Below are 14006 nucleotides of genomic sequence, written 5' to 3'. Positions count from 1 at the left end.
GCCTATCCGGCGATATCGGCCCGTATCTCTTCGAGCCGGCGTTTCTGGCGCCCTTCACTATCGAAGTTCGAGGGATCGAGCCAGCCTTCAAATGCCTTTCTGCCAGCCGGCCACTCACTGTCGAGCATGGCGAACCACGCCGTATCGCGATTCAAACCCTTGATGATCATATGCTGGCGGAAAATGCCCTCGAAGGTGAAGCCGAAGCGTTCGGCTGCGCGCTTCGATGCCGCGTTCGTGTTATTGCATTTCCACTCGAAGCGCCGGTAACCGAGATCGTCGAAGACGTGGCGCGCAAAGAGATAGAGCGCCTCCGTCGTGACCGGCGTGCGCGAGATCAAGGGCCCCCAGTAGATATTGCCGATTTCGATGACGCCGTTTTTCTGGTCGATGCGCATGAACGTCTGCCGCCCGCCGACCTTGCCATTCTTTTTGTCGATGACGGCGAAATGCAGGGGGTCCTCGCTGGCCTCGGCCTTGGCGAGCCAATCGCCGTATTCCGCGCGCGTCTTCGGCGGATAGTCGGAAAGCCCGGCAAAGCGCTGTTCAGCGTCGCTGACGGTGGACGCCGCATAGAGATCGTCGCCGTGCCGCGTCGCAACGAGCGGCTCGAGCCGCACGAAACGACCTTCCATGGCTTCGCGTGCAGGGCGCGCGCGTGGCGCAAAATTCTTCAAATCGGCGGCCATCCGATCAAGTCCTTCCCGGTGCATTCCATTTGACAAGAGCGAAGAAGGTTCACAAAACCACTTTGAATTCAACTGGACCAGATCGGGCTTCAAATGCTCCACACCGTTCCCGCCTTCGACCGCATCGGCGAGGAAAACGCCTTTGCCGTTCTCGCACGCGCCACCGCGCTTGGCAGCAAGGGCCGCGACATCATCAATCTCGGCATCGGCCAGCCGGACTTCCACACGCCCGCGCATATCGTAGAGGCGGCGATCAAGGCGCTGCGCGACGGCCATCACGGCTATACGCCGGCAACGGGGTTGCTCGCCTGCCGCGAGGCGGTGGTACGCCGGACACTGGCGATGACCGGCGTCGAGGTCTCGCCCGAGAACGTCATGATCCTGCCTGGCGGGAAGCCCACCATGTATGCGACGATCATCATGTTCGGTGAACCGGGCGCGGAAATCCTCTATCCCGACCCCGGTTTCCCGATCTATCGCTCCATGATCGAGTTCACCGGCGCGACGCCCGTTCCGATCCCGATCCGCGAGGAGAACGGCTTCGCCTTCTCGGCGGAGGAGACGCTGGCGCTGATCACGCCCAAGACGCGGCTTATCATCCTCAACTCGCCGGCAAACCCGACCGGCGGCGTCACCCCGCGCGCGGAAGTCGAGAAACTGGTGAAGGGACTGCAAGCGCACCCCGATGTCGCCATCCTCTCCGACGAGATTTACGACGTCATGACCTATGACGGCGAGAAAGCCACCTCGCTGCTCGCCTTCCCCGAAATCCGCGATCGGCTGGTGGTGCTGAACGGCTGGTCGAAGACCTGGGCGATGACCGGCTGGCGCATGGGCTGGTCGATCTGGCCGGATGGCCTTTACGACAAGATCCGCAAGCTCGCCGTCAATTGCTGGTCCTGCGTCAACGCGCCGAGCCAATATGCCGGCATTGCCGCCATCGACGGGCCGCAGGACGAGGTGGAAAAGATGATGCGGGCCTTCGACCGCCGTCGGCAGGTCGTGGTCGAGGGGCTGAACGGCCTGCCCGGCGTGACCTGCATCACACCGAAAGGCGCATTCTACGCCTTCCCGAACGTCTCGGGCACCGGATGGAAGGCGAAGAAGCTCGCCTCGGCGATGTTGGAAGAAGCCGGCGTCGCACTTATCGGCGGACCGGATTTCGGCGTGCTCGGGGAAGGCTATCTGCGCCTCTCCTACGCCAATTCGGAGGAGAATATCCTGAGGGCCATAGAACGCATGGGTGCGTTCCTGTCCGAGCAGAAGCCTGTAGCGGCGGCTGGATAGCAGACGCCGCTACAGTAGCTTCTCGAAGAAGTGGCTGGCGTAGGGATTGTCGTTGTAGCGGCCGATCTCGCGATAACCGAGCTTGCGATAAAGCGCCTGTGCCTCGGTGAGCGACCTGTTCGTGTCGAGACGCACGACCGAAAACCCCATTTCCCTTGCACGCTGCTCCAGCCATTGCATGATCCGCCCGGCGACGCCGATGCCGCGCGCCGATGCCGCCGTCCAGACGCGCTTGACCTCGCCGGTCCCGGCGTCGAGAGTCTTCAGCCCCCCGCAGCCGACCGGTTCTCCCTCGAGCCGCGCCACGACGAACGAGCCCGACGGCGGCAGAAGATCGGCGCTGTCGGAAGGATCGCCGGTCGCAATATCGAAGCCGCCGTCGAAGCGTTGCGCCAGTTCGGCGAAATATTGCTCCCGGCACCAGCGTCCGTCCGCGCTTCTCGGCGATTCCTCGGCAATGGTCACGAAAGACGCGCGGATAAGCCGCTCCACCTCCGCCATGGCCGCGACAAGCCGCTCGCGCTGGGCTTCGTTCAATGGCGACAGCACGGATTGCGCAAGCTTGGCAGAGCGGGAATCGTAGGCGGCGAACTCCTTTCGGCCCTTGGCTGTCGGGATGACTTCCCGCGCCCGCCCGTCGCCGACCTTGCGGCGGACTTCGACCATTTCCTGAGCTTCCAGCGAACGTAGAAGCCGGCTCATATAGCCGGAATCGAGCCCGAGCATGCTTCTCAGCCTGCCAAGGTCGGTACCGCCGGCCGCGCCGACCTCGAAGATCAGCCGCGCCTCGCCGAGGGGCCGCCCGCGCGACAGGTAATCGTCGCTGAGGGCGCCGATGCGGCGCGTCACCAAACGATTGAAACGGCGAACCTGCTCGACCTGATTCCTGTCCATTACCTGACTTTAGTCAGATAAGTTTTTCCTTGCAAGCGTTTCTGTCGGCGCGCCTACCGGTATGACCTATCCCCTACCGACGTAAGGCATTTTGGTCGCCATCACGGTCATGAACAGAACGTTGGCGTCAAGCCGCAGGCTCGCCATGTGCAGCACGGCGTCCGCGACACGCTGGACGTCCATCGTCGCCTCGACGGCGGTGGTGCCGTTCGCCTGGGGCACGCCCTTGGTCATGGCCATCGCCATTTCGGTCAGCGCGTTGCCGATATCGATCTGGCCGCAGGCGATGTCGAAGGGTCGCCCGTCAAGCGCCAACGTCTTGGTAAGACCGGTGATCGCGTGCTTGGTCGCCGTATAGGGGACCGAACCGGGTCGTGGCGCATAAGCCGAAACGGAACCGTTGTTGATGATACGTCCGCCCATCGGCTTCTGATGCCGCATTATGCCGAAGGCGGCGCGCGCGCACAGGAACGAACCGGTGAGATTGACACCCACGACGTCGTTCCAGACCTCGACCGGAATCTCGTCGATCATAACCGATTTATAGCTCATGCCCGCATTGTTGAAGAGCAGGTCGAGCCGCCCGAAGCGCTCCTTCACCTCGGCGAAAAGCTCATCTACCTGCGAAGCTTCGGAAATGTCGCAGGGAATGGCGACGGCCCTTTCCGGCGCGCCGGTGGCAGTCACCGCCGCATCAAGCGGACCGCGCCGGCGACCGACGAACGCCACTGTCCAGCCGTTGGCGACAAGCGCGGCACCCGTGGCCTTGCCTACTCCGGTCCCCGCGCCCGTTACGACCGCGAACTTTCCTTCCGACATGACGATCTCCTCGATACGAAGAGGTCCAGATGCCAGATGGAAGGTGGATCGGCAAGGCGGATGATATGCATCCAGCGGAGCCGCAGAAAAAGGGCGGCCAGTGTGACCGCCCTGATCAGGACCGCGCTTGGGAGGAGGAAAGCCGATCCGACTAAGTTTCAGGATAGGACAGGTTGATTAATGAATGGTTAACGGCAAGGAAACACGCTTTCTCCCCGCTATTTGATGAAAGGAAGGAATGGCTGTCCGGCGAGCGCCTGGAAGTAAAGAAAGACTACGAAGCCCATGAACAGCGCCGAAAACAGCCATACAGGCCGGCGATTGCCGGCGCCGAAAATATAAGCCGATGCGACGCCGAAAATCGGGATGAAATGCATGGCATGCGTCGCGAAAAGATGGGCAACGCGCAGGTCGCCTCCGTCGCGCGACCAGCCTGTCAAAGTCATGCCGCCGGCGTCGGAATGGACCCCGCCGATCCAGTGGCTGCCCCACGCGCTGAGCGTCCCGGCGACGATCATGGTCAGAACGAAAGTCAGCGCCAGCCCGATCACGACGGAATCGCGAATGGCAGGCGCCACGCTCAATGCGCGGTTTCGCTGGATAAGAAAGGCAAGCAGCCCCGAAAAGGCAACCATCAGCGTCGCGCCCACACCCATCATCGCGTAGAGCGCGATATGCAGCATATCGGCGCGATTGTAGTGCGACGCCTCAGCAAGCGAGGCCTGGTACGAGATATAGACGATCTCGAACAAAGCTGCCGCCGCGACGATCCGGACGGCGGCGGTGAACCACCATCTCTGCCTGTCCTTCCTGCTCACCCACCCGGCAAAGAAGGCGAGCGTCAGCATGTAAAGGAAGATCGCCGTCGCGAACTTTACCGGTTTGATCCATACGTCGATGCCGTTGAAGAGTCGCGGATCGAGCACGCCGGCCAGACTCATCGGAATGACGGCAAGACCGATCAGAATGCCCGTGCCGGCGAGCGCCGGCTGACGCCGGCCAAGTTCACCGAGCCACCAGACAGGATCGAGGCGGAGGGCCGGAGGCGCATAGACGGGAACCGGAAGCGATTTCGCGAGCGTGTTCATGACGCTGTTCCTTTCAATGAGGGGACCGATTTCGCCGCGGAGATGGCGTTGAAAAGCAGAAATCCGGCGGGGCCAAAGAGGAATGTGAGAACGAGGCAGGGAATGACTGCCCAGAAGGCAACGCCGTTTTCACGGGCCTTTTCGACGATCCACGCGCCGACGAAGAGATCGAAGGCGAGGTAGTGGATCCAGCCCGCAAGCAGCAGTTCCGGACTCCGAAAAAGTTTCGCCACATGTTCCAGGCTGTCGAAGCCGCCCTGCCCGCCTGACCAGAACGCCATGATCAGGCTGCTATAGACAACCGCAAGCAGAAGTGGGACCGCCACCGCCGAGACATAATGCGCAATTTTCGGCATGAACGGGCTAGCCAACAAAACAAGCCAGCCGACGACCGCCACCGAATTGGCAATCCGGAAGATCGTTTCCGCATCCATAGCCGCTCCTTTCAAGGCACAATCTTGACACTGTCAGGATTACAGTCTGCCAACCAATCTTTACGTTGTCAAGATATAATTTGACACCGTCAAGATCACGGTTCATACAGAGGTCGCGCGGCATGCCGGGCTGGACGGAAAGGGCGGAGCGATGACGGAAGGCGGGAAAGCGAAAGACAGCTATCACCACGGCGATCTGCGCGAGGCGCTGCTTATTGCGGCTGAGGAGGAACTCAAACAAAAGGGTGTGGAAGGCTTCACCCTTCGCAGTTGCGCCAAGCGCGCGGGCGTCTCCCACGCCGCGCCCGCGCATCATTTCAGGGACGCCGACGGGCTGTTGACGGCGCTGGCGGCTGTCGGCTTCACCCGCTTCACGGCCGCCATGACGGCCAGGCAGTCAGCCGCGCCAGCCGACCCGCGGGAGCGACTGATCGGACTCGGCCTGGGCTATATCGACTTCGCCACCTCCGAACCCGCCCTCTTCCGCCTGATGTTCGCCTCGGGGCGGCCGGACTTCGACGATCCCGAATTGCAGCAGGTCGCCACGAATTCGCTCGGACTGTTGATCCAGGGCGTAAATGCCGTCCGCGGAAGCGAGGCTCCGGACGACAAGGCGGCGATGCTTGACGTCGCCGCCGCATGGTCGATGGTTCACGGCATCGCCGATATTGCCCTTTCCGGGCGCATGAAATTCATGGATGAACCGGGCCTTGCAGATGATCGGGACGCCACCTACCGCAATTTGATCGAGCGTATCCTGCCACGCATCCGATAAGGTCACCGGCCGCAGAATGGCGCCACCTGCCGGCTTTCCCGCCGAACGAAGCGCTTTATCTCCCGAAGCGTCGGCGCGAACTGGCGAAGCGGCTTGGCCAGCGAGCCGACCAGAAGCATGTGCCCGACGTGCCGATAATCCGAGACCTCGACCCGGTTGCCCGCTTGCTTCAGCGCCTTCGCCAGATCGGCCGTATTGTCCGGATCGACGACAAGATCCGACTCGCCGGCGATCAGCAGCGAGGGCGGATGTTTCCCGGCCGCGAAATTGACGGGCACGGCCGAGGCACGGACATCCTCGGGAAAGATGCGCCGGTAGCGCTCCCTGTGCAGCGGCAAGGCGGCGTAGGGGCCGGCAAGACCGATGAAGCCCGATATCCTTCGGCAGACATCGACCCCTTCCGCCTTCAGATAATGCGGATCGAGCACCACCAGCGCGCCGATCTGCGCGCCTGCCGAATGCCCCATGATGAAGAGCGGATGCCCCGCCCCGACCTGCTTCGCGATCGCGGCAACTGCCTTCGCCTCGTCCTCGACGAAGGCAGGAAAGATGACCTTCGGATAAAGCCGGTAATCGGCGATAGCGGTGACGAAGCCGTGCCGCGCAAGCGCATCGCCAATAAAGGCGTAATCCTTGCGATCACCGCTATGCCAGCTCCCGCCATAGATGAAGACGATCACCGGTGCATCCGGCTTGGCGTTCACCGGGCTGTAGAGATCGTATTTCTGCCGCGGCAGGGAGCCGTAGGCGATGCCCCGCGCCACGGAGACGCCCTCGTCCGTCTGAAGCGCATTCATGATCCGCCCTCCCGCCGAACAGGCCGGCAGGATCAGAACGACGGCGACCAGGAACAGGAAGCGGAAGGGGATCACGCGCGCGACTCCGAAGCAGCGTCGGTGACGCCCCGACGCCAAAAGCATATGCCGAGGATGCAGCGGAACACGACACTATTGCGGCGGCCTTTCCCTGCGGTGACGCGCGACCCGCCGTTCGACCGCCACCGCCTTCAGCAACGCCACCACTTTCTGCTCCGGCGCTATTGCCATCTCGTCGGCGGATTTGCGGGTAATGCGCGACCTCAATCTCTGCGAACCGAGCTTCAACGCCAACTCGACGAAGGCCGGACCGGCTTTGACGATCTCCTCCACGACGCAGGGAAGCTGGTTGCGGATGGAATGCCCGGCCTGCGTGTGTCGTGCGATGGCGACGTCGCGCGCACGGATGCGCAGCCTGACCGCCTCGCCCGCGGAAAACCCTTCGCCGACCAGTTCCAGCCGTGCGCCGTCGGCATCGATCACCGCGACGCCGTATTCCGGCTCGACTTCCCGGACGATCCCCTCGATCAGGGCGCCCGCCTCCTGGCGTCCGAGCGTGTCGCCGAGATCGAGCCGCCCGAAGATCTCCGCCGCCGGCCCCGCCGCGAGCATCCGGCCCTGTTCGAGCACGACGACCGTATCGGCAAGCCGCGCCACCTCGTCGATCTCGTGGCTGACATAGACGATCGGTATCGCCGTTTCGTCGCGGATCGCCTCGATATAGGGCAGGATCTCCAGCCGCCGCGCCTGGTCCAGCGAGGAGAGTGGCTCGTCCATCAGGAGTATTGCCGGATCGGACAAAAGCGCCCGTCCGATCGCGACGCGCTGCCGCTCGCCGCCTGAAAGCGTCGTGGTCGAACGGTCGAGATGGCTTTCCAGCCCGAGCAACGCCACGACTTCCTCGAAAGGCCGCGTCGCGCGCCGTCTGCCCGCCCAGCGCGCATAGGTCAGATTGCGGCGCACCGAAAGATGCGGAAAGAGCCGCCCGTCCTGGAAGACGAAACCGACCTGTCGTCCTTGAGGCGGAAGGTCGATCCGGGCGTCGCTGTCGAAAAGCACCCTGCCTCCGGCGACGATCCGCCCCGTCTTCGGCCTTGTCATGCCCGCGATCATCTTGAGGATCGTCGTCTTGCCGGCGCCCGAATGGCCGAAGAGCGTCGTTATGCCCGAACCTGCCTCGAAATCGGCATTCAGCCGGAATTCGCCGGCCTCGCCGGTAACCGAAACCGCCAGCACGCCCATCAGCCGCGCTTCCTCACCAGCCTGCGCGCGAACCATTCCGACGCGATGATGGCGAGGACGGAAAGGACGATCGAGAAAAGGATGAGCCGGAACGCGGCGACGTCGCCGGTCGGGCTTTGCAGCAGCGAATAGATAGCGAGCGACATGGTCTGCGTCTGGCCGGGGATATTGGCGACGAAGGTGATGGTTGCGCCGAATTCGCCGATGGCGCGCGCAAAGGCGAGGATCGCGCCCGCGATCACGCCCGGCAGGGCGAGCGGCAGCAGGACGGTCAGGAACGTCATCACGCGGGACGCGCCGAGCGTGCGCGCGGCGTCTTCCAACCCCGGATCGGCCGCTTCGATGGAAAGCTGGATCGGCCGCACCAGGAGCGGAAAGGCCATCACGGCGGCGGCGAGCGCCGCCCCCGTCCAGCGAAAGGCGAAGACGATGCCGAAAGTATTCTCTAGAAAGCTTCCGAGCTGCCCTTTGGTGCCGAACAGGAGCAGAAGCCCATAGCCGGTGACGACCGGCGGCAGCACCAGCGGCAGCGTGATGAGCGCCTGCACCAGGCTTTTGCCCCGGAAGCGGCCGCGCGCCAGAAGCCATGCGACCGCAAAGCCGGGAACGAGACCGAAGATGATCGCGACGGACGCGACCTTCGCCGACAGGATGACGACTGTTGCTTCGGCCTCGTTCAAGATCGTGCCTATTTCTTCGCCGGCGCGAAGCCGAAGGCGACGAAGTTCTTCTGCCCCGCCTCGCTGGACAGGAAGTCGAGGAACTTCACCACGCCGTCATTGCCGTTTACGGTTTCCGCCGCCGGATAGACGATCGGCTTGTGACTATCCTCCGGGAAGGTGTAGGCCGTTGCCAGTTCCGGCGCCGCGAAACGGTCGGACCCGTAGACGATCGCCGCGCCGACCGCCCCCTTGCGCACATATTCCAGCGCGACGCGCACATTTTCGCTGAAGACGGCGTTCTTTTCGACCTTGTCCCACAGCTTGAGCGATTCGAGCGCGGCCTTGCCGTATTTGCCGGCCGGCACGCCCTTGGGATCGCCCATGGCGAATTTTCCGCCGGAAAGCAGCGCTTCCGGATCTGAGGCAGGCTTGGTCCCCGGCGCCGCCGCGACCACCAGATCGTTGCGTGCGATGATCCGGCGCGTGTCCGGCTTGATGAGCTTGCGCTCGGCCAGATAATCCATCCATTGCAGGTCGGCGGAGATGAAAGCGTCGGCTGGAGCCGCCGCCTCGATCTGTTTCGCCAGTACCGAACTCGACGCGAAGGACAGCACGATCTTGGTACCGTTGGTGGCCTCGAAATCCTTGGCGGCCTTGTCGAGTGCATCCTTCATGCTTGCCGCGGCGAAGATCGTGTATTGCTCGGCGGCTTGCGCGGCAGAGAGAAGCGGCGCCACAATCAGGGCGCCGGCAAGAAGAAAAATCCTGAACATTGTCATCCTTTCATGCCGACCATGCCGGAAGAGAACACTGCGGTCATGGCGACCGATGTTTCGGTTTTCCGTGATGGTGGGCAAGATGGAGAGACCCGCGCCCCGGATTCCCCTCGACCCTTAACGCAGAGGCGGCCATCGACTACCGCCCAGGATCTGTCGCGCGGCGACACCGCGCGGACATGCCGGCCGCTCAAGGGCCGCAATGCCCGCGAAGCTTATGCAATCGCAAGCGGATTTGGCAAGGCCATTGCGTCACTGCATCTTCTCCCTACATCTCGCACACTTCCCCACTACCACGCCCGCCGAAACGCCTGGTCATTGTCAAAGAACCGGGAAGCGGGGCGCGCGGCCGTGCCTTCCGAATTGAAATAGGTGGCGCGACAATCGCGCCCCGCCGGCGATTTCTGTTCCCGCCTGTTCCGCTGCTCCCCGAGCCTCACCCTGAACCTGCCGAAGGGTAGTCACTCCGAACAGGTTCAGCGCTCGTCCCGGGGTCTGTGTGCCTTCTACCGGCACGCAGGGGTCATAGTGCCCCCAGGGGAACCTCCAGGCGGGACCTCCCCGGCCGCAATGCCACGTCAGCATCACGGCGGAGGCGCCGGCTCCTCCCCACGCAATCACCGTCATGATCGGTGTTCCCGATGGGAGGAACTGACGGGGAGTATGGAGGATGGGAAAAGGGCGTGGAGAAACCGACAGAAGAAAATTGCGGGAAGCGCGAAGATCAGCGATTTCCGGAGGCTGGCGGGCGTGATCTTATCCATGTTTAGCGGCCGGGTCGGTCCCTTCCTCCGTCATTCCCGGCCTCGTGACCGACAGCAAGGAGCGGAGAGTGTCGGGAATGACGGCGTTTTCATCGACCCTTCCGACAATCGTCGAGGATGGAGAAGTCCGGCGAGACAGAGCCGAACCGTCGGGCGAACTTGGCGAGGGGTGACCGCCGTGTGGGTCACCCCGGCCCTAACCAATCACGCCCGAACAGACTCCACGGCCGATTCGATGTGCCGCACGAGATTGTCCGGTAGTTTCAGCCGCGTGGCCAGCGCTTGCAGATAGCTGCGCTCGACGGGCGTATCGACATCGAGCGCGAGGCGTGAGGCCGTATAGAACTCGACCTTCTGCGCATCCGTCCGCGCCTCGGCGATCAGTTTCCCGACGCTGACGGGCTGTGCGAGTTCCGCTTCCAGCAAGGTTTCGGCATCCGCACCCACGCCTGCGGCGCGCAGCCTGTCGAGGATGGCCTCGCGCTCCGCCGCGTCGATCGAACCGTCGGCCTGTGCGGCGGCGATCATGGCGCGGACCAGCGTCATGGCGAATTCGGTTTCGCCTTGCAGGGTCTGCGAATGATGGAAGGCCGTATCGTCGGGCGGCGGCAACAACTCGACTGCCGGCGGCGGCGTCTCGGTCGGCGCCTTGCCGCTCTGGTAGTTCCTGTAGGCCTGGTAGGCGAGGCCGGCGACCGCGGCCAGGCCGCCGATCTTCAGCACGGAACCGGTGAGTGCCCGTCCCTTGCCGGTGCCGAGCAGGAGCGCCGCGAGCGCGGCGGTGGCCATCGGATTCTCGCGCGCGAGCCCTGTCGCCTTCGTGGCGGTTTCGCCTACGGTCGATTGCGTGCCGGGCACCTTGGCGTCCAGAAGATCGCCGAGCAATTTCCTTGGTTCGAGCATACATGCCTCCTCTTCGGTCCGGTGCTCGCGGGCGGGCATCGGTCAGGTAGGCACGGTTGGCGACATTACAATGACGCGGACGGAACGTTTTCGTGGCAGGCGAAGATGTGATCAGCCGCCTATGTGCGGCTTGGCTCCACGCTTGCCGGCTAGCCCGACCTGGCGATGGCGCTCGGCATAGCGCGCGCGGTCCCCCTCGGACCTCTCCTCGTGGCAGTAAGCGCAGGAGATGCTGGGGCGGTAATGCGGCGATTGCCGGTCGGCGGCGGTAAGCGGCCGGCGGCAGGCCCGGCAAAGCTCCGCCTCACCCTCGCCGAGGCCGTGTCCAACCGAAACCCGTTCGTCGAAGACGAAGCACTCGCCCCGCCACAGGCTCTCCGTCTCCGGCACCTCTTCGAGATATTTGAGGATGCCCCCCTTGAGGTGGAAGACATCGCGCAACCCGATTGAATGCAGATAGGCAGTCGCTTTCTCGCAGCGGATGCCGCCGGTGCAGAACATGGCGACCTTGCGGCCGGTAAGGCGCTCCCGGTTCTCCTCAGCCCAGGCGGGAAATTCGGAAAAGCTCGCCGTCTCCGGATCGACCGCGCCGGCAAACGTTCCGAGCGCGACCTCGTAGCCGTTCCGCGTATCGACGACCACCGTATCCAGATCCGCGATCAATCGGTTCCAGTCCGCCGGCTCGACATAGGTGCCCGCATTCGCCGCCGGATCGAGACCGACGACACCCATCGTCACGATTTCCTTCTTCAGCCGGACCTTCATGCGGTGGAACGGCATCTCCGCCGCCTCGGAGAACTTCACGTCTTCCTCGGCGAGCCCACAAATATGCCTAAGAAGTTGCAGGACATCGGCAATGCCTTGGCGGCCGCCGGCGATCGTCCCGTTCACCCCTTCGCCGGCGAGAAGGATCGTGCCTTTGACGCCACCCTTCCGGCAGGCCTCCAGAAGCGGCGCACGCCAGCGCCCGCAATCTTCAAGATTCCGGAATCTGTAGAACGCAGCGACCCGGACCGGATCGGCTTTCGTGGATAAAAACATGCGGCAAGGCACTATCGGCTCCTCCTGCGCCTTTCAAGTTTTCTCCCTAACCCTTCATCCCGCCTCAATTTTCCAAAAAGCCCCAGGAGCCGGTTGACGTTTTTCCGACACGAACCAATTCACGCTTGGCGCCGCCGGCCGACAATGGTCCCGAAGAAACGGAGCGGCCAGTCGAATGTTTTCGAGCGACGTCATTTCGGAGATCACCAAGGCCGCGGCTCGTCTCGGCATCGAACCCGCGGCGCTGCTTGCCGCAGCAGAGGTCGAGAGTGGAGGGGTCGCGTTCGCGATCATCGATGGAAAGCAGGAACCCCTGATCCGCTTCGAGGGGCACTATTTCGACCGCCGGCTCTCACCGGAGAAGCAGGCCGTCGCACGCGCGGCCGGGCTGTCCTCTCCGATCGCCGGCGCCGTCGCCAATCCCGTCTCGCAGGCGGGCCGCTGGGACCTCCTCGCCCGCGCGGTGAGGATCGATCGTCAGGCCGCCTACGAATCCGTTTCCTGGGGGATCGGCCAGGTGATGGGCGCACATTGGAAGAAGCTCCGCTTCGCCTCGATCGGGGATTTCGTGGCGCTTGCCCGCCGCGACGTCGCCGGGCAGGCGGAAATCATGGCGCGGTTCATTGACACGGAAGGGCTGTCGGCGGCGCTCGCGGCCCAGGATTGGGTGGGCTTCGCGCGCGGATATAACGGGCCGCTCTATGCGCGTTCGAACTATGACGGCCGCATCGCCGCCGCTTATGCGGGATATGGCGGCAAGGTGCCGGCAGGCGCGGCCCCCGCCCGAAAATCCGGGCCGGCGCGCGGAGAGCTCCTCTGTCGGGGCATGCGCGGCGACGCCATCTACGACCTGCAAACGCTCCTGACATCCCTCGGCCATGGCACCGGGGCGGACGGCATCTTCGGCCGCAATACCGAGCGCGCGGTTAAAGCCTTCCAGCGGGCGCAAGACCTCGATGCGGACGGCATTGTCGGCCCGGCAACCTACGCAAAACTCAAGGCGGCCATGGGCAGAACGCCTGGCCTGCTTGCCTTTCTCCGCCGCGCGTGGATATCGCTTTTCGCTTGTATCGGGCTCGCCTGAACCGGCCCGCTTTCATGGACTTGGGCCGGCGCTTCTGTTAGATCGCTGGCTCTCTCACCAGCGGCGAGAACACCATGGCGCAGAAAATCGACAAGCTCCTGCCGATCCTGGAGGGTCAGCCGGTCATCCCGGTTCTGAAGATCGACCGTCTCGCAGACGCCGTTCCGCTCGCCCGCGCGCTTGCCGCAGGCGGCCTGCCGGCGGTCGAGATCACGCTTAGGACGGCGGATGCGATCGACGCCATCCGCCTCGTCTCGGACGAGGTTCCCGAGGCGCTTGTCGGTGCCGGCACCATACTGTCGGCGCACAATTTCGACGAAGCCGTGGATGCGGGCGCCCGCTTCATCGTCAGCCCCGGCACGACGCAGGAATTGCTCGATTGCGCCCGCGCGAGCGACGTTCCCTTCCTGCCCGGCGGGATCACGCCGAGCGAGATCATGTCGCTCAAGGAAGAAGGCCATTCGATACTGAAGTTCTTCCCTGCGGAACAGGCCGGCGGCGCGGCCTTCCTGAAATCGCTCGCCTCGCCGCTTGCCGGCGTCCGCTTCTGTCCGACCGGCGGCATATCGCTCGCCAACGCGCATGATTATCTCGGCCTGTCCAACGTGATCTGCGTCGGCGGCTCGTGGGTGGCACCGGACGACATGCTCAAGGCGAAAGATTGGGACGGCATCACTGCGCTTGCCCGCCAGGCGGCGCAGCTTCCACGGAAATAGAGCCTGTTACTTCGGCA

At 63.7% G+C, this 14006-nt stretch carries 15 protein-coding genes; 4 read left to right on the top strand and 11 right to left on the bottom strand.

What is annotated here, in order from left to right:
* Nucleotides 1-2: 2 nt before the first annotated feature.
* Nucleotides 3-689 carry a GNAT family N-acetyltransferase gene (locus RBH77_RS09940; RefSeq protein WP_311031963.1) on the bottom strand — a complete coding sequence of 229 codons (687 nt, stop codon included), beginning with the start codon at nt 687-689 and terminating at the stop codon, nt 3-5.
* 93 nt (nt 690-782) lie between these two features.
* Here RBH77_RS09940 and RBH77_RS09935 point away from each other — a divergent pair, with 93 nt between their 5' ends.
* Nucleotides 783-1976: a pyridoxal phosphate-dependent aminotransferase gene (locus tag RBH77_RS09935; protein ID WP_311031962.1), complete on the top strand. Its 1194-nt coding sequence runs from the start codon at nt 783-785 to the stop codon at nt 1974-1976.
* Between the two features lie 9 nt (nt 1977-1985).
* Here the strand turns inward: RBH77_RS09935 and RBH77_RS09930 are convergent, their stop codons facing one another.
* The 4 genes from RBH77_RS09930 to RBH77_RS09915 form a co-directional block, all read right to left on the bottom strand.
* The gene (locus tag RBH77_RS09930) at nt 1986-2870 is read right to left on the bottom strand and encodes a bifunctional helix-turn-helix transcriptional regulator/GNAT family N-acetyltransferase (protein WP_311031961.1); all 885 of its coding nucleotides are present in this window, start codon (nt 2868-2870) and stop codon (nt 1986-1988) included.
* Between the two features lie 66 nt (nt 2871-2936).
* Nucleotides 2937-3689, bottom strand: coding sequence for an SDR family oxidoreductase (locus RBH77_RS09925; RefSeq protein WP_311031960.1), 753 nt, complete (start codon nt 3687-3689; stop codon nt 2937-2939).
* Nucleotides 3690-3907: 218 nt separating this feature from the next.
* A complete protein-coding gene (locus RBH77_RS09920) occupies nt 3908-4777 on the bottom strand; it encodes a hypothetical protein (protein WP_311031959.1) in 870 nt (289 codons plus the stop codon).
* On the bottom strand, nt 4774-5175 hold the full coding sequence (locus RBH77_RS09915) for an ABA4-like family protein (protein WP_311031958.1): 402 nt from the start codon (nt 5173-5175) through the stop codon (nt 4774-4776). The genes RBH77_RS09920 and RBH77_RS09915 overlap by 4 nt, the downstream gene beginning before the upstream one ends.
* 187 nt (nt 5176-5362) lie before the next feature.
* On the opposite strand from RBH77_RS09915, the gene RBH77_RS09910 reads away from it, so the two are divergent.
* Nucleotides 5363-5986 (top strand): TetR/AcrR family transcriptional regulator, encoded by a 624-nt coding sequence (locus RBH77_RS09910; protein WP_311031957.1) that lies wholly within the window; start codon nt 5363-5365, stop codon nt 5984-5986.
* A 2-nt stretch (nt 5987-5988) separates the two neighbouring features.
* Here RBH77_RS09910 and RBH77_RS09905 read toward each other — a convergent pair whose 3' ends face one another.
* The 6 genes from RBH77_RS09905 to trhO all read right to left on the bottom strand — a co-directional run bounded on the left by RBH77_RS09905 (nt 5989) and on the right by trhO (nt 12189).
* A complete protein-coding gene (locus RBH77_RS09905; protein ID WP_311031956.1) occupies nt 5989-6858 on the bottom strand; it encodes an alpha/beta hydrolase in 870 nt (289 codons plus the stop codon).
* Nucleotides 6859-6933: 75 nt separating this feature from the next.
* Nucleotides 6934-8043 (bottom strand): molybdenum ABC transporter ATP-binding protein, encoded by a 1110-nt coding sequence (modC, locus tag RBH77_RS09900; RefSeq protein ID WP_311032495.1) that lies wholly within the window; start codon nt 8041-8043, stop codon nt 6934-6936.
* On the bottom strand, nt 8043-8723 hold the full coding sequence (gene modB / locus RBH77_RS09895; RefSeq protein ID WP_311031955.1) for a molybdate ABC transporter permease subunit: 681 nt from the start codon (nt 8721-8723) through the stop codon (nt 8043-8045). Before modB ends, modC begins: the two co-directional genes overlap by 1 nt.
* 8 nt (nt 8724-8731) lie before the next feature.
* Complete coding sequence (gene modA / locus RBH77_RS09890; protein ID WP_311031954.1) at nt 8732-9478, bottom strand: molybdate ABC transporter substrate-binding protein; 747 nt, start codon at nt 9476-9478, stop codon at nt 8732-8734.
* A gap of 971 nt (nt 9479-10449) precedes the next feature.
* On the bottom strand, nt 10450-11148 hold the full coding sequence (locus RBH77_RS09885; protein WP_311031953.1) for a tellurite resistance TerB family protein: 699 nt from the start codon (nt 11146-11148) through the stop codon (nt 10450-10452).
* Nucleotides 11149-11259: 111 nt separating this feature from the next.
* The gene (gene trhO / locus RBH77_RS09880; RefSeq protein WP_311031952.1) at nt 11260-12189 is read right to left on the bottom strand and encodes an oxygen-dependent tRNA uridine(34) hydroxylase TrhO; all 930 of its coding nucleotides are present in this window, start codon (nt 12187-12189) and stop codon (nt 11260-11262) included.
* Between the two features lie 175 nt (nt 12190-12364).
* Here trhO and RBH77_RS09875 point away from each other — a divergent pair, with 175 nt between their 5' ends.
* Both RBH77_RS09875 and RBH77_RS09870 read left to right on the top strand, forming a co-directional pair.
* A complete protein-coding gene (locus RBH77_RS09875; RefSeq protein ID WP_311031951.1) occupies nt 12365-13273 on the top strand; it encodes an N-acetylmuramidase domain-containing protein in 909 nt (302 codons plus the stop codon).
* 74 nt (nt 13274-13347) lie between these two features.
* Complete coding sequence (locus tag RBH77_RS09870; protein ID WP_311031950.1) at nt 13348-13989, top strand: 2-dehydro-3-deoxy-phosphogluconate aldolase; 642 nt, start codon at nt 13348-13350, stop codon at nt 13987-13989.
* Nucleotides 13990-14006 lie beyond the last annotated feature (17 nt).

The organism is Mesorhizobium koreense, from assembly GCF_031656215.1.
Taxonomy (GTDB): Bacteria; Pseudomonadota; Alphaproteobacteria; order Rhizobiales; family Rhizobiaceae; genus Mesorhizobium_L; species Mesorhizobium_L koreense.
The sequence above is the reverse complement of the archived record's forward strand: the minus strand, read 5'-3'. Positions and strand labels throughout refer to the sequence as shown.

Coding starts and splice junctions, on each gene's coding strand:
- RBH77_RS09940 (WP_311031963.1), bottom strand. CDS start 689: ATGGCCGCCGATTTGAAGAATTTTGCGCCACGCGCGCGCCCTGCACGC.
- RBH77_RS09935 (WP_311031962.1), top strand. CDS start 783: ATGCTCCACACCGTTCCCGCCTTCGACCGCATCGGCGAGGAAAACGCC.
- RBH77_RS09930 (WP_311031961.1), bottom strand. CDS start 2,870: ATGGACAGGAATCAGGTCGAGCAGGTTCGCCGTTTCAATCGTTTGGTG.
- RBH77_RS09925 (WP_311031960.1), bottom strand. CDS start 3,689: ATGTCGGAAGGAAAGTTCGCGGTCGTAACGGGCGCGGGGACCGGAGTA.
- RBH77_RS09920 (WP_311031959.1), bottom strand. CDS start 4,777: ATGAACACGCTCGCGAAATCGCTTCCGGTTCCCGTCTATGCGCCTCCG.
- RBH77_RS09910 (WP_311031957.1), top strand. CDS start 5,363: ATGACGGAAGGCGGGAAAGCGAAAGACAGCTATCACCACGGCGATCTG.
- modC (WP_311032495.1), bottom strand. CDS start 8,043: ATGGGCGTGCTGGCGGTTTCGGTTACCGGCGAGGCCGGCGAATTCCGG.
- modA (WP_311031954.1), bottom strand. CDS start 9,478: ATGTTCAGGATTTTTCTTCTTGCCGGCGCCCTGATTGTGGCGCCGCTT.
- RBH77_RS09885 (WP_311031953.1), bottom strand. CDS start 11,148: ATGCTCGAACCAAGGAAATTGCTCGGCGATCTTCTGGACGCCAAGGTG.
- trhO (WP_311031952.1), bottom strand. CDS start 12,189: ATGTTTTTATCCACGAAAGCCGATCCGGTCCGGGTCGCTGCGTTCTAC.
- RBH77_RS09875 (WP_311031951.1), top strand. CDS start 12,365: ATGTTTTCGAGCGACGTCATTTCGGAGATCACCAAGGCCGCGGCTCGT.
- RBH77_RS09870 (WP_311031950.1), top strand. CDS start 13,348: ATGGCGCAGAAAATCGACAAGCTCCTGCCGATCCTGGAGGGTCAGCCG.